This window comes from Acidiferrobacter sp., from assembly GCF_054609335.1.
In genome coordinates this window covers 1-14,110 of the sequence record NZ_JBTRWP010000061.1, presented here as the reverse complement: position 1 = coordinate 14,110, position 14,110 = coordinate 1, and the positions used below count along the sequence as shown (strand labels likewise).

Genomic DNA, 14,110 nt, shown 5'->3' with positions numbered 1-14,110 from the left:
GCGATATCATGGGCCTCAAAGATCCGTTTGGCGTGTGTGGCCCCCACAAACGGGGGTTGTCCACCACTTCCGCCCGATGGCGACTCGGGGTATGTGACAGGAGGTTGCGCATGAGATGGACCTGGCAACGCTGCCAAGAGACCCCCTGGAACGGCTTGCGGGCGGCCTCCACAAGACCGGCATGGCTGTCCGAGATCACCCACAAGACGCCCCTCAATCCGCGTCCCTTGAGCCCTGTGAAGAAGTCATTCCATGTGGCGAAGGACTCGGAGTCACCCATTTGGATCCCCAGGATCTCGCGCACGCCATCGGCGCGGATGCCCGAGGCGATGAGAGCCGCCTTCGACACCACCCGATCGGCTTCGCGGACCGTGAGCACCAGAGCATCGACCAGCACAAACGGGTAAGAGGCCGTCAGACGGCGCTCATTGAAGGCCCGCACCCGAGGGTCGAGGCCGGCGCAGAGTGCGCTTACGGTCGACTTCGAAAATGAGGCCCCACGCGGGTGTACAGGGTCCGGGGGCGCACGCCATTGCGATAGCCCTGACGATTGGCGCTCCGCTCATGCGGCTCCGCACCCAGGTGCTCTGTCATCTGCGCCTCCAACACCTGGTTTAAGACCGTCTCCCCAAGCTTCGCAAGCCCTTCCGGCCCATTCAGCAATCGGGCAACCTATCCCGACCTACGTTAATCTCATAATCTGCCACTGCCTTGATCTCCTGGTTAAATTACCGTCTCGATAACGTCAATTACCCGGATCGAGGCGGTGGCACCAACGCCTTAAGCTCGTCAGCTATTTACAGCAGTTTAGGGACATAACCCGTTTGAGGCTACCATCTCCTGAATGCGAGGTGTCCACGAAACCAGGGCAAGGTCATCCGTTCCGTGGAAGGGTAAGGGCGTCAGGAATGCTTCCGCAGTACAGAACGTTTTGGGTAAGCCATGAGCGAGGGAAGGACTATGAGTAATCAGGAACTTATTATTCGCGTCGACGCGCGTGAACGCGGAAAGATCATCGCCCGCCTCGAAAGCCTAGAGGGCGTTAAATTAGAGATCGAGGATCTGGAACATGGGGACTACATTTTGCCTAATGGTGTCGTAGTCGAGCGCAAGTCAGCTACGGATTTTATCTTGAGCGTCGTCGACGAAGGGGTGTGGGCCCATGTCGAGGCGCTTGCGCAAACATTCCATAAGGTTGTATATATAATAGAGGGAGACCCTTATGTGGCCCGCTTCCATCAGAAGGCGCTTGATGTCCACAGGGCTTTTGCGCGCATGATCCTCGAGTACAATGTCGCGGTCATCCCCAGTTCCGACGCGGACAATACGGCGATGATGGTCTTCCTTTTGGCGCAAGGCGAGCTTTCCCGTAATGGTCCGTCCGGTCCCCCTTAGACTGTAGACGATCACCAAGATCCGCGTCTTTCTGGCACATAGACGCGGATCTTGGTGATCGTCTACACTCTGCCAAACTTCACGGTAGAGATGAATCCAGATGGTGCGGCGCCCTTCTTAACCCATATTTAGGAGCATTTTCGCCATGTCGAGGACACCGATTGCATGCACCTCCTCCGAAACGGGGTAACGCTCTGTGCCGGCATAAACCACGAAACGCTTGTCCGGCTGGATGTCTTCGCAGGCTTGGTAAAACCCCCTGCCCGGCTTGGCCGACAGCGCGCGCTTGATCTCGATCGCCCAGCGACCAGCCCGGCCGGGCAAGTCCAGCACCAGGTCGATTTCGGCGCCAGCCGAAGTCCGGTAAAAGCTGGCGCTTGTCCGATCGGGTACAACCGAAAGGAGATTTCCGATCACAAACCCCTCCCAGCTCGCTCCGATCACCGGATGGCCGGCCAGCTCATTGTAGTCGCCAATCCCGAGCAGGGCGTGTGCGAGACCGCTGTCCCGCACATAGACCTTGGGCGATTTTACCAAGCGCTTTCCGATATTCGCGTGCAAAGGCGGCAGCCGCCGCACCAGCAGCAGGTCCACCAGCAGATCGATGTATTTGGTCACCGTCGGCGCGGTCAGGGACAGGCCCGCGGCGAGCCGTGAGGCGTTCAACAACGTGCCCTGTCCGTGCGCCAACATGGTCCACAGACGCCCCAGCGTTGCCGCCGGAATGCGAGGGCCGAACTGCGGCACATCCCGCTCCAGGTAGGTTCGGATGAAGCTTTTGCGCAGTTTCAAGCTGTCCTGGTCGGACTTTGCCAGATAGCTGTCGGGAAACCCGCCACGGATCCATAGCCGATCGAAGGCGTCTTCCCCTTCCCTGATTTCGGTGACATCGAGTGGCTGCATATCAACGTATTCAATCCGCCCGGCCAGGCTCTCACCAGACTGGCGCAGCAGGTCAATGGAGGCTGACCCCAGGATTAGGAACCGTCCGGTCCGCTTGCCCTTCCGGCGGCCCTGGTCGATCAGGCTCCGCAACGTCTGGAACAGCTCTGGCACCCGGTGGATTTCGTCGAGCACGACCAGCCGGTCCTCATACTGCTTGAGAAACAGCGCCGGGGCGGACAGCTTCTCCTGGTCGTCCGTGTCCTCCAGGTCGAGGTACAGTGCCCCCCGCTCTTCCGCGATATCTTGTGCCAGCGTAGTCTTGCCCACCTGCCGCGGCCCGATCAATGCCACCGCCGCTTGGCGGTCCAGTGCCTCCGTAACCTGCAGCTTTATTCGTCGCTCTATCATCCTTACATTATGAAATGCGGACTTTCAATTTGCAAGGCACAGCCTTAGTGAGCAGATGCCACTCCGCCGGCATCTGTCCAGTTATGCGTCGGTTACCCTGGGGTGCTCCAGGACGTTTGGCCTGTCATCCAGCGTGAAAACTTCAGCCGGATCGCACCAATGCCGTCAGCGCTACCGGTGATGTCGACCGGGCGCAAGAGGTTCGGGGCAACTCCCGTGATCGAGTCGGGCACAGCGGCTGCCTTAGCGCAACAGTTGCCCCTCCGAACGCTCCGCCTGCGCGGATGTAACTGCGGGGTATTTTTTAGGGTGAAACTCCATGGCCGCACGTAACGAAATCACATGCTGGAACCGTGGTGCAGTGCTCGCTTTTTCTGTGGCGGGAATGGCCCAGGTTGTTACAAGGTCGCGCACGATGTCCAGAAAGATCGACTTACGTCGGCGTAAAGTGTCACCAATTGAACGAACGTAACGTACTGAATCACAAGGAAGACGTGGGTGCGGCGCCGAATATCTACAGAATAGGCCGCGCAATATACACGCAGTTATTTTGCCTTCCGATTCCAAAGGTCAGAGGTTCGAATCCTCTAGGGCGCACCAACCCACTGAACTTCCACAACTTTCTGTTCATGACCCCGACCGCCAACCATGGGCCTCATCGGCCAACACTCCTGGGTGTCAAGCGGACAGGGGCGGCCGTTATCGCCCCGACCTCGCCGTCATCTCTTCCCGGAGGATCCGGCGCAAGGCCGCGGCCGTCAAGGGCTTATCGTCTTTGGCAAGCGAGGCCTTCAACGCCTCATTCATAAGGGTCTGGTACCCGCTTCCCATTTCCTCCGCACGCGTCTGAAACGCGGCCAAGATCTCATCGTCGATATAGATGGTGATGCGCGTCTTTCCCGTCGCGGGCAGGACCGCCCCACGTTTCCCCTTCGAAAAATCGTATTCATCCCTCATAGTCTTTCACCTCATGACGTGTCGCGCGGCGCGCCGATATCAACCGTATGTCGTCGCCGCGCAATATATAAACCATCACCATGACCACCTCGACGCTTCCCATACCCACCGCAATAAACCGCTCTTCGCCCTGGGCGCCGGATCTGAGCAGTGAATAGCGAGCGGGTTGCTAAAGACCCCTTCGGCATCGGCAAATGAAACTCCGTGTTTCTTGAGGTTGCTGCGGCCTTGCCGGGGTCGAATTGAAAGCGCATGCCGTTAATATACATACACTATGCATATATGTATAGCAGCAGCCCCATTGTTGACCGCCGTTCTCCTCGCATCAGGCCATGTCACAAAAGGGAAACGGGAAAGGGGGCTCACCCGCCACCCTAACTCGGGGGCTCTCTGCGGTCGCCTGACGCAACCGCGTTATGCGCAGGTGCAACGCTCGGTTTTTCGGGTAACAGAAGTGGCCCAGGTTGTTACAAAGTCGAGCACAGCATAAGGAAAGGGTCGGCTTGCTTCGGCGTAAAATGTCACAAATCGGACGAACCTAACGTACTGAATCAAAATATGAATTCACGTGTGGTGCCGCATGGCGCCGATTATCTACACAATAGCCCGCGCAATATACACACGGTTATTTTGCATTCCGATTCCAAAGGTCAGTGGTTCGAATCCACTAGGGCGCACCAACTCCTTGAATTTCTAACGCTTTCTGTTCCTTATACCGACCACAAATCGTGGGCCTCAACGGCCAACGCTCACACGCGGCCGGTCGCGAGACCAGCGCTCCTGAGCGTCGGTCCGAAACCCTCAATGCGGCCAGGTTAGGGCGGGCGCCCGGATGGTGCCACCGGGCGCCGGGACCCTCGAGGCCGCGAGGCCCATCCCGCCATTTTATGGCTACGCCTCGTTCTTCACCGCCTGGAGCTGCCGCAGCAATTCAGGCATGTCGTCGCGGATGATGCTCCAGAGAGTATCATCATCGATGCCGAGATAACCGTGAATGAGACGGTTGCGGGTGGCGATGATCATTCGCCAGGGGATTTCAGAATGGGCGGCGCGGATGGCATCCGGGATATGAGTAGCGGCCTCGCCTATCAATTCCAAATTGCGCAGTGCGGCATCATAGGTGATTTCACTCGCTACAAAACCTGCCTGGTCGAATCCTTCAGTATAGGAGAGCACCTTTCCTGGGAAATCGACCATATCATCGATATAGAAATGCCATTCGCGCCGATTAGAATCAGACATTGACCCGCTCCCGATCAATGTAAGGGCGAAGTTCCGCACGGAGCGCCTTTTCCGCCACCAGATCAACAGGGCGACCAAGTAGGTCCTCAAGGTAGAACTGCACGCCGAAATACTGCTTGGAGGTCGCTGGGCCGTCGAAGGCCACCAGCACATCGACATCGCTGTCGGCGGTCGCCTCATCGCGGGCGGTCGAGCCGAACAAAGCCAGGCGAACCACGCCGAAACGGGCCCGCAGCTCGGGCTTACTGCGGCTCAGCAGCTCGAGGACACGTTGTCTATTCATCGTTTAGCCTCCAATACAACTTTATTGTCTGGTCCTTGCGTACTAGGACTATCGGTGGATAGAGCAGCCAGTCAAATATAACACCTGCTATGACAGGTGACATCGTGGGGACAATCCCGTAAAGAGGCCGAAGTCATTGTGAGTAAGGGCGGTTCGGTATCCAGTCGAGGAGCTGGGCTGCACGCTCCTTTCCGCCAGGCTTCGCGCACGTCGTAACCCGCGACATTCCGGTCCACGCCGCCGGCCGGCCGCGGAAGTACAAGATCTCCGCGTTATGCCAAACCACGGACCCAAACCCTGATAAACGCTCTGGCCCGCCATTATCCGGGGAAGCGCGACATGAAGCCCGATGCGGTGGCCAATCCCGCCTCGACGTGAGATCGCTTCTTTGCGCCACAGACAACGGGCAGGGCTTTGTCGCCGATACGAACTTCCCGCCGCAACCGTCGTGCAGCACTCACTTTCGTGCGTAACAAGAATAACCCAGGTTGTTACAAGGGCAGGCGCGATGTCGAAAGAGGTCGGCCTGTATCGGTGTAAAATGTCATCAATGGGACGAACTTAACGTACTGAATAGAAAAGAAGAGTTGTGGGTGGCGCCGCATGGCGCCGAATATCCACAAATGACCCCGCGTAATATACGCACAGTTATGTTGGCTTCCGATGCCATTCGCTCCGGTGGGGTGGCAGCAATGGCCGGACTGGGTGGCAGCTTTGACAGCGGAATGGGTGGCAGCAATGGCCGGAATGGGCAATTGAGGCGGGTCGGGCCATCTTGTTCGGACGTGTCACCAGGAACATAGGCATCGTTGGCCTCGCATCTGCAGACAGCCCGTGGTTCAGGAGCAAGGTAAGAGTGGGGCGAGGCGTGTAACCGTGTGGCTAAAACCCCAGTTCAGGGCAGATTTCTCGCAAGTCCCTTCGACGGGCGCCGTCCAAAGAGGGTCGGGCGCGCACGCGAGCGGGAGGTGCCCAGGACCCGCGAACAGGCCTGAGGTCGCGTCGAGGCCGATCCACCCGGCGCCGGGGAGAAATATATCGGCCCAAGCATGAAGGGCAAGACGGTCTCCTGTGTTAGGAGCTGATGCTTCTGGGCCTGTTTCCATCTCCACGAGGTAGCCTGACACGAACCGTGCCGGAAGCCCCAGACTACGCACCGCTTGGATAAGCAGCCATGCACTATCGCGACATGAGCCGGCGCCGCTGGCCAAGGTCGCGTCGCAACTCTGGATGCCCGGGTCGAGACGAGCAGTGTAGGCAATCTGTCTTGCGACAGCCTGCCCTAAGCGGGAAAGGGCGCCCACTGTTGACAGTGTGGCTAACGTATGCTCAGCAATAAAGGCCTTAAAGTGGGCGCCACGCGCTGACACCTCAAGATAGGGGCTGAGAGGTTTTAGAAGGCGGGGGTCGTATAAGGGCGGCCACTGGGCGGCGGTCTCCTCCAATACAAAATCGAGGGGATTGATATCTCTCCAGACCATGATGGTTTTCGCGGTGATATGGAGGTGCGTGGTGGGCTTGGCGAAGACAGCGCGGGCCACAGAATTGCCAAAAGGGTCTTCCTGCCAATATAGGCTGTCTGGGACAGGTGCTACGGTCAGGTGATAGTCCTGGACAGCTATGTGATGATGTAAAGTCGGGCGAAGCCTTATGATATGGGGGCCCAAACGGGCGGGCGCATCGTAGTGATAGTAAATCTCATGAACAAGGGCGAGTGGATCGTTGGCTAGAGGCATCTTAGGAGTGCGGCAAAAAAGGATAAATGTGGCGCGAGTGACTCGGGTCCTCTCCAGTTCTTTCCCAAGAGAATGCCGGAAGGTTTTCTAGGGCCAGACTAAGACCTTCACTCCAACGCTGGCTTACGGATTGAAGAAAGGGATCATCGTCTCCGAGATGCAGGAATCGACCATCGTCGAAGATATTATGCTGGTACAGTAACAGGTCAATAGGGGGCCCTACCGTAGCGTTACTGCGCAAGGTCGAATTCATGGAGACAAGCGCGCAGCGTGCGGCCTGCTCTAAGCCGAGCTTGGGGTTCACGATGCGATCGAGGATCGGTTTCCCGTATTTGACCTCGCCAATCTGGAGAAAAGGGTGCTCTTGTGACTCATGGATCGCATTTCCCTGAGGATAGATGAGGAAGATAGCGGGCTTTTGGCCGGCGATTTGCCCGCCAAAAATGAAGCTTGCCTCAAAGCCCGCAGTATCTGGACCATGTTCGGCCTGTTGGCGCTGGATACGGACACTAATCGCGCCCACGTACTCAACGGCTTCCTGTGCGGTCGCGACCTGCTGCAGGCTCGGACCTGCTCCCTGTTCAATATCTTCGCGGAGCCGTTTGACAACCCCCTGGGTAGTGGCGAGATTGCCGGCGGATAGCAAAGTAAAGTGGCGACGTCCCCCTACCGTAAATCTATGCATCTTCGAGTAGGTGCTTACGTTATCGATGCCGGCGTTAGTGCGAGAGTCTGAACAAAAGACGAGCCCCGCTTCTAATCGAATTGCTAAGCAATACGTCATAAACACCCCTCGGGCTGGCAGGTCAGAATAGTGCAGCACGCCAGCCATTCGTCTGGCTCACACTTTCTTGCAAAAGCGATGCCGGATATTTGCACGCGACCGATGAGCTTTTTTCGCCTTCTCACGGACGTAATCTCGTTACCCTAAGCCTTTGCGTGCCCCCGCCTTTTCAGTGGGGCTCTTAGCATACGTCCAAGAAGGGGCGCGTGCCTCATAACGGGGCACTGATAGTTGGCGGCAAATGAACCAAGGCCGCGCATCTTTCGGGGCAAGCTACAAATTGCGGTCGGATCTACCTGATGTAGTGGTTGGCACACCCTTTGCTGTCCTTATCTAACGAGGGGCCCAAAAAGTTGGGGCCACGGCGCTAGCGAATTATGGGCATCGCACGTCGACCGGGAGATGGGGATGGTCGCTTGTATGAGTTGGAACGAATACCACGTAGGAGAGTTCTACGACGAGTCCTTCGCGGCCGCCGGCGGGCTTCGCCCCGGTTCGCGACTTTTATTCGATTGCCTGAGCGGCTTGTCCCCCGCTGATATTTTGAGACATCAGCAGGCCGCCGAAGCGGCGTTGTATCACATGGGAATCACCTTTGCGGTTTACGGTGCGGCTGAAGGCGCAGAAAAGATTCTGCCATTCGATATTATACCGCGCATTATCGAGGCGCATGAGTGGGTGGGGCTGGAGAATGGCCTGAAGCAAAGAGCGCACGCCCTCAATCTTTTTATTGCCGACATCTACGGGCAGCAGCGAATTCTGCGAGACCGAGTTGTACCGAGAGAGCTCGTTCTATCAGCGCCCACGTACCGACCTCAGTGCAAGGGCTTGCAGGTACCGAGAGGTATATGGAATCACATATCGGGGACAGATCTTATACGAGACGCGGCCGGGCAATTCTATGTTTTGGAAGATAACCTGCGGTGTCCGTCTGGTGTTTCTTATGTTCTTCAAAATCGCCGAGTTCTGAAGCGAACGATCCCTCGCGTTTTTGATGCGTCTCGCGTTCGTGCCGTGGATGATTATCCTAGCCGCCTGCTCGATACATTAGAGTCGCTTTCGACGCCCAGACAGGAATCGCCCCGCACTGTTGTTTTGACGCCCGGGATACACAATTCCGCCTATTTCGAGCACGCCTTTCTCGCTCAGCAAATGGGGGTGGAACTCGTTGAGGGGCGAGATCTCGTCGTACTCGAGGATGTCGTTTATATGAAGACGACGCGCGGGCTTCTTCGGGTTGACGTCATTTATCGTCGTATAGATGACGACTTCCTCGATCCATTACTATTTCGTTCGGATTCGTGTCTCGGGGTTCCTGGCCTTATGAGGGCCTATAGGGCAGGACATGTGGCTCTTGCTAACGCGCCTGGCACGGGTGTGGCGGATGATAAAGCCATATACGCCTATATACCGAAGATTATTCGGTATTACTTGGGCGAAGAGGCACTTATTCCCAATGTGCCCACCTATCTTTGCGCCCACAAAAAGGACCGTGATTATGTCCTTTCTCACATGGCAGATATGGTCGTGAAGGCGACCGATGGCTCGGGTGGCTACGGGATGTTAGTTGGGCCAGCTGCCAGTGCGGCCGAGCGCGCAGCGTTTCGTGAAACAATTCTTGCCCATCCTCGTCAATACATTGGACAGCCCGCTATCGCGTTATCGCGAGCACCCGTTCTCACCGGGGACCATTTTGAGGGACGACATGTTGATTTACGACCCTATGTCCTACACGGGCGCGAGATCTATGTGCTTCCTGGAGGACTTACCCGTGTTGCCCTGAAAAAGGGCTCACTGATCGTCAATTCGTCGCAAGGCGGTGGCAGTAAAGATACGTGGGTTCTGCAAAGCTAAGGCATTGTCGGTAAAAAGATGGGTCGCCTCTGAGCTCAGACTTTTGACGCATAAAAGCCGGCGCGTTCCAGGTTTCATGCCCTCTACGGGATTGGAACGGCGAGGCGATACCCAATCCCAGTGACATAAATCCCTGCGATGGGGCGATGGATTAGGAGGCTTTGTTGTGCTAAGTCGTGTGGCGGAATCTATCTATTGGATGGGCCGTTACTTAGAGCGGGCCGAGAGCGTCGCTCGGCTGGTAGACGTCAATCTCCACTTGACGCTGGATTCTGCTGCCGATTGCGGTGATCAGTGGGAGCCGCTTATTCGTACAGTGGGCAGCGAGTCTCTCTTTTTAAGCCGCTACGGCGTAGCCGAGCGCGATAACGTTATGCGCTTCCTGACGTTCGAAATGGTGAATCCGAACTCTATTATAGCCTGCGCACGCGGTGCTCGGGAGAATGCGCGGTCCGTACGCGATGTGATTTCCTCTGAGATGTGGGAGCAGACCAACAGGCTTTACGGTTTCCTTAAGACCTACGCGGACACCGACTACGCGCTTGTCAATTCGCACGACTTTTATACGGGCATCAAGATGGCCGCCCACCTTTTTGACGGTATTGCGGATGCCACCATGTCCCATGGGGATGCTTGGCACTTCCTGAGGCTCGGAAAAATGATTGAGAGGGCGGATACAACGTCACGCATCCTAGACGTCAAATACTTTATATTGTTGCCTAGATGGCAGGGCGTCGGAAGTCCAGTTGACACAGTTCAATGGGCAGCACTTTTAAAGTCGGCGAGCGCCATGGAGATGTACCGGAAGCGCTATAAAGGTATCTCGCCCGCCAAAGTAGTCGACTTCTTGATTTTGAATGAGGAATTTCCGCGTGCCGCCCGCTCCTGTCTTAACGAAGCTTTTCGGTGCCTGCGACGTCTGCCCGTCACGATGCATAGCGACTCCTCCAACTCCGCGCAAGACCAATTGGGGGCTTTGGTTACCGGGCTTGGTGCCGTTTCTGTTGAGAAGATCATCCAGCAGGGATTGCATGAATTTCTGGATGATCTTCAGTACCAATTAAGTAGCGTTCATAGGGCCGTCGCCCAGAACTTTTTCCCAGAATGCGGGACTGCAGCAATGGCCAGCGAGACGCGTCCCTTGGGGGCCTGTCAGTGAGGGGGTCTGATCATGTCGCGTGAATCCAGACGCCTCTGTTAGCCCCCGATTTCTTATGGCAGTTCGGGGGACAAAGAGGGAAGAGGCCTCGCTGCACGCACTGACGCAGGTCCGCTTTTTTGTATCACGACCCTAAGATTTTTCGGCGCACGCTGACTCTATAAAGAATGGCGTCTTTCCGGTAAGCATGCAAGAAACGGTTTTTCGTCCCTGCTAACGTTCAGTGCGTATCTCAACCGATAAGGAAGTAGCCGCTCCATAGACCTTTCAATTACCCACAATTGTGGCGCCAAGCTGTAAGCCCAACGCAATGTCCGAAGCCTACCATGCCGCGCCAGATGACGATGTTACCCGGCGGAGGATCACAGGCTCGGTCGAGATAGCCACCAAGGCGCGCCAGTTGCCTTAAGCAATATTGTATTGTTGGGGATCGTCGCACCGCGGTGCGTTGGCGATCGGCCGCAAGGCGCGCGAGGATAACGATTTCTAGGGGCGTGAGCGCCAGCGAAGGCTTGGCCGACTCCGTCGCGCGATTGAGCATCGTGAGCCAAAATATCTGCCAACTCAAGATGCAGAAAAGGGCCGGGAGATTGACGAGTCGTTCGGCCGTACGAAGCCGAGATCGTTCAGCCTGCCAGCCCGACTTCAGGATCTTGTCGAAGATCTCGATCTGTAAGCGTCGCCGTACCATTCCAGTTTCTCGATGGGCTTAAGTTCGGGAGTGGATTGGGAGATGGGTGATAAGCTTCCCTACGACCGGATCGTGACCTCGATGTTTGCCGCGCTTGACGGCATGCAGCACAGTGAGGGTCAGTGCCGAAGTGCGGCGTTGCTTGGTCGACGGGGGGCGAGATATTGATCTTACGTACCTTAAGCTCGAGAATCGCCTCCGGCACGCACCCCCGACGATCTCGCACCTCGATCCGGTGTCGTCCTTTGCAAGGCATTTCTGCCCGGTCTCTGCGATCGTGGTGCTACCGTCGCCTGGGCGCTGATCCACGCAGGTGCGCAACAGGAACCGGCTTCCGGCCTCCTGCGCCTTGCAAAACAGCTTGGTGATGCCGCTCTCGCGATTTTCGATAGGGACACACCGTGCGGGATCGGAAATCCGCGCCGTGGATTGCTCCAGGCTCTGAAGCCAGCGAATACTTTCACCTCCTCGATCGGCACCCGCGCAGGACCTGATCTTCTTCTTCAGGGCGTTCGCGCCCTTGAACTTCTTCCGGGACCAGAACTTGATCAGGGCCACTTGAGCGGCAATCCGTCCGGTGTCACAACGAGGCTCGCATGCATCAGGATGTCGCAGGCGGTGGTATATCGCGGTGTGCCGTCTCGGTAAATACCAGCAATATTGATCCGCGTGGCCTGGCGCCTCGATATCGTCCCGTTGATAGCTGAATTCCGTGGTGTCGTGCAGTACCAGCAACGGCCCGTCGGTCGAGGCTGCGCGATCCGCCGTGGCTTCAAAGTGCCCCGCCAGGATATCGCCCTCGTTAACTCGGTCATTATCGAGAAAACGGTAGGCCGCTTTCGTGTTCGCCCAGTCCTGAGACCCGCGGAATGCTGTCACCAGGACTGCGAGACAACTGCTCGAGCAAGGCTCGAAATCTCTTGCCTAGCCTTTCATCGGCGAAGACCGCGCCCGACAGCTCCTGATCGACCCAATGGCTCTCGGTGTGTCCTTTTATGGCGACCGACGAACCTCCAAGAACAGGTTTTTTCCGCATACAGACCCACTGAAAGTTGTACACGGAAGACTCCTATTTCACACCCCAGAATACAATAGAGGATATTACACTAACTATATAAAAATACCATAATCGTTATTGGTAATTGTAAGGGCTATGGAGCACATACTATATACCGACTGCCGCGCGCATCACGCGCTCGACCTGCCCTCCCCTTTCAGCCCACCACTTTATGATGAGGTTGTGTTCTTTATCCGGGTCTTCCTGCATGGACGGGAAGGCCTCCGCAATCGCCTCCATGCGATACCGAAACTGCAGGCCATTGAGATACGGGTACGCCATTTCTGTCTTGGTCTACCGCCTTCATTGACCTGTTGGGCCATGCTGACCTGGAGGAGCGAGTGACTCAGACGGTAGTAGCCGCGAAGACTGCGCGAGCATGAGCAAACAAAACGCCATCAAATCTATGAGTCTGATCCCGTAAGGCCAGAGGCCCGAACCCCTAAAGGGCACGAACTTCCTGAACATCCCCCCGTTTCTGTTGCTTGAACCTACGGCTAGCGGTGGAGTTCGCGCGCCCTCACTCGGGGGTCGCAGAGCTTAGGAAGAGCGCCCCTGAGCCCCAGTCTGCAAAGGCGGGTTGGCCAGAACATTGCTCGTGGCCACAAGCGCAATGGTGAGAGCGCACTAAACTTCTGGATGCGGTGCCGGAATTTTGGCAGCGGCCTGGGAAGAAAAAAAATGGGTTGCATGCGCGATGTCCCGCAACCGGCTTCGCCGCAGAAGTAAAAAGGACCTTGCCGGCCTCCCCATGGTCATAGCCGGGCTGTTTCTGCTCGATGCAGCGGACCATGGCGCCAATATTGGCGACGCCATCGCTCGCCTGATGCTTATCGGGGCAGCCTTTGTTGTCACCGCCACTGCCCTTTTTTGGTTTGTGCGGAAACAAAGACGCGACACGTTGCACGCCACCTTTCTCGCGGCAGGTACGGCCAACCCTTTGCAATTGACTCCCGAACAGTACGAGCAATTCTGCGCCGCACTACTTCACAATAACGGCTGGCAAACCCAGCTTACGCGGAAATCGGGAGATTTTGGTGCCGACGTTATTGCCACAAAGGAAGGCCGGGTATTGATCCTTCAATGCAAGCAGTGGATTAAGTCGGTCCGTGTCAAGGCAGTACAAGAGGGCCGTGCTTCCATCAGTTATTACCGGGCGACCCATGCCGCTGTCGTGAGCACTAATGACTACACGCCGGCTGCAAGATCCCTCGCGAAGAGCACGGGGGTCCGGCTCTTAAGCCATCACGGGGGTCCGGCTCTTAAGCCATACAGATCTCATCAGTATCTAGGCAGAGCTCAGCGCCATCGTGCGCGATACATCCGAGAAGCCAATGCTGCAGGACGCTTCAAAGAAGGGGCAAGGCATCCACTTCCTCAAAAAATCGGGTATGGGTCCGCTCCGGACGGAGGCTGGCGAGGGCCTGCAGGCCAAGCCTGCCGCATTCACGACGATCGTACAGAGCCAGGCAGACTCGCCCAGCACCGCCGAAGCGCTCATCGTCCTGCACGAGTTCCTGGGGATATTCTCAGCCCGCTTCCAAAATCATGACGGCACGCGTCTGCGCCGCGCCCACGTGGGCGCTTCGCCCACTGAACGCGATCGCGACCAGCAAATCCTGCCGTTTGACGACCCGCGGATCTGGTCCTTGCCAACCC

14 protein-coding genes, 1 tRNA gene and 2 pseudogenes are annotated in these 14,110 nt (G+C 56.8%); 6 read left to right on the top strand and 11 right to left on the bottom strand.

Features of this window, described 5'->3' with window-relative positions:
• A pseudogene (locus ACYCTF_RS12600) lies at window positions 1–707 on the bottom strand (IS256 family transposase); the annotation flags it as partial.
• 253 nt (window positions 708–960) lie between these two features.
• On the opposite strand from ACYCTF_RS12600, the gene ACYCTF_RS12595 reads away from it, so the two are divergent.
• A complete protein-coding gene (locus ACYCTF_RS12595) occupies window positions 961–1,395 on the top strand; it encodes an ERCC4 domain-containing protein (RefSeq protein ID WP_461284195.1) in 435 nt (144 codons plus the stop codon).
• Between the two features lie 117 nt (window positions 1,396–1,512).
• On the opposite strand, the gene ACYCTF_RS12590 is transcribed toward ACYCTF_RS12595, so the two are convergent.
• From ACYCTF_RS12590 to ACYCTF_RS12580, 3 genes are all read right to left on the bottom strand, one after another.
• Entirely contained in the window at window positions 1,513–2,688 is a 1,176-nt protein-coding gene (locus ACYCTF_RS12590; RefSeq protein WP_461284194.1) for an ATP-binding protein, read from the bottom strand.
• 699 nt (window positions 2,689–3,387) lie between these two features.
• Window positions 3,388–3,645, bottom strand: coding sequence for a BrnA antitoxin family protein (locus tag ACYCTF_RS12585; protein ID WP_461284193.1), 258 nt, complete (start codon window positions 3,643–3,645; stop codon window positions 3,388–3,390).
• Complete coding sequence (locus tag ACYCTF_RS12580) at window positions 3,635–3,727, bottom strand: hypothetical protein (protein ID WP_461284197.1); 93 nt, start codon at window positions 3,725–3,727, stop codon at window positions 3,635–3,637. Before ACYCTF_RS12580 ends, ACYCTF_RS12585 begins: the two co-directional genes overlap by 11 nt.
• A gap of 526 nt (window positions 3,728–4,253) precedes the next feature.
• On the opposite strand from ACYCTF_RS12580, the gene ACYCTF_RS12575 reads away from it, so the two are divergent.
• A tRNA-Arg gene (locus ACYCTF_RS12575) sits at window positions 4,254–4,325 on the top strand.
• Between the two features lie 211 nt (window positions 4,326–4,536).
• Here ACYCTF_RS12575 and ACYCTF_RS12570 read toward each other — a convergent pair.
• The 4 genes from ACYCTF_RS12570 to ACYCTF_RS12555 all read right to left on the bottom strand — a co-directional run bounded on the left by ACYCTF_RS12570 (window position 4,537) and on the right by ACYCTF_RS12555 (window position 7,738).
• On the bottom strand, window positions 4,537–4,887 hold the full coding sequence (locus ACYCTF_RS12570; RefSeq protein WP_461284192.1) for a HepT-like ribonuclease domain-containing protein: 351 nt from the start codon (window positions 4,885–4,887) through the stop codon (window positions 4,537–4,539).
• Window positions 4,880–5,170: a nucleotidyltransferase family protein gene (locus ACYCTF_RS12565; protein WP_461284191.1), complete on the bottom strand. Its 291-nt coding sequence runs from the start codon at window positions 5,168–5,170 to the stop codon at window positions 4,880–4,882. The genes ACYCTF_RS12570 and ACYCTF_RS12565 overlap by 8 nt, the downstream gene beginning before the upstream one ends.
• 839 nt (window positions 5,171–6,009) lie before the next feature.
• On the bottom strand, window positions 6,010–6,906 hold the full coding sequence (locus ACYCTF_RS12560) for a transglutaminase family protein (RefSeq protein ID WP_461284190.1): 897 nt from the start codon (window positions 6,904–6,906) through the stop codon (window positions 6,010–6,012).
• 1 nt (window position 6,907) lies between these two features.
• The gene (locus ACYCTF_RS12555; RefSeq protein WP_461284189.1) at window positions 6,908–7,738 is read right to left on the bottom strand and encodes a peptidase; all 831 of its coding nucleotides are present in this window, start codon (window positions 7,736–7,738) and stop codon (window positions 6,908–6,910) included.
• Between the two features lie 372 nt (window positions 7,739–8,110).
• Between ACYCTF_RS12555 and ACYCTF_RS12550 the strand changes: the two genes are divergently transcribed.
• Window positions 8,111–9,544, top strand: coding sequence for a circularly permuted type 2 ATP-grasp protein (locus ACYCTF_RS12550; RefSeq protein WP_461284188.1), 1,434 nt, complete (start codon window positions 8,111–8,113; stop codon window positions 9,542–9,544).
• A 166-nt stretch (window positions 9,545–9,710) separates the two neighbouring features.
• Window positions 9,711–10,703: an alpha-E domain-containing protein gene (locus tag ACYCTF_RS12545; RefSeq protein ID WP_461284187.1), complete on the top strand. Its 993-nt coding sequence runs from the start codon at window positions 9,711–9,713 to the stop codon at window positions 10,701–10,703.
• A 271-nt stretch (window positions 10,704–10,974) separates the two neighbouring features.
• Here the strand turns inward: ACYCTF_RS12545 and ACYCTF_RS12540 are convergent, their stop codons facing one another.
• The 3 genes from ACYCTF_RS12540 to ACYCTF_RS12530 all read right to left on the bottom strand — a co-directional run bounded on the left by ACYCTF_RS12540 (window position 10,975) and on the right by ACYCTF_RS12530 (window position 12,733).
• Window positions 10,975–11,394, bottom strand: coding sequence for a hypothetical protein (locus ACYCTF_RS12540; protein ID WP_461284186.1), 420 nt, complete (start codon window positions 11,392–11,394; stop codon window positions 10,975–10,977).
• A gap of 814 nt (window positions 11,395–12,208) precedes the next feature.
• On the bottom strand, window positions 12,209–12,430 hold the full coding sequence (locus ACYCTF_RS12535; RefSeq protein ID WP_461284185.1) for an IS4/Tn5 family transposase DNA-binding protein: 222 nt from the start codon (window positions 12,428–12,430) through the stop codon (window positions 12,209–12,211).
• Window positions 12,431–12,559: 129 nt separating this feature from the next.
• Entirely contained in the window at window positions 12,560–12,733 is a 174-nt protein-coding gene (locus ACYCTF_RS12530; protein WP_461284184.1) for a hypothetical protein, read from the bottom strand.
• A gap of 415 nt (window positions 12,734–13,148) precedes the next feature.
• Here ACYCTF_RS12530 and ACYCTF_RS12525 point away from each other — a divergent pair.
• Window positions 13,149–13,682 (top strand): annotated as a pseudogene (locus ACYCTF_RS12525) (restriction endonuclease); the annotation flags it as partial.
• Window positions 13,683–13,842: 160 nt separating this feature from the next.
• Window positions 13,843–14,110 (top strand): hypothetical protein (locus ACYCTF_RS12520; protein WP_461284981.1); only part of this gene is annotated, 268 nt, incomplete at its 3' end.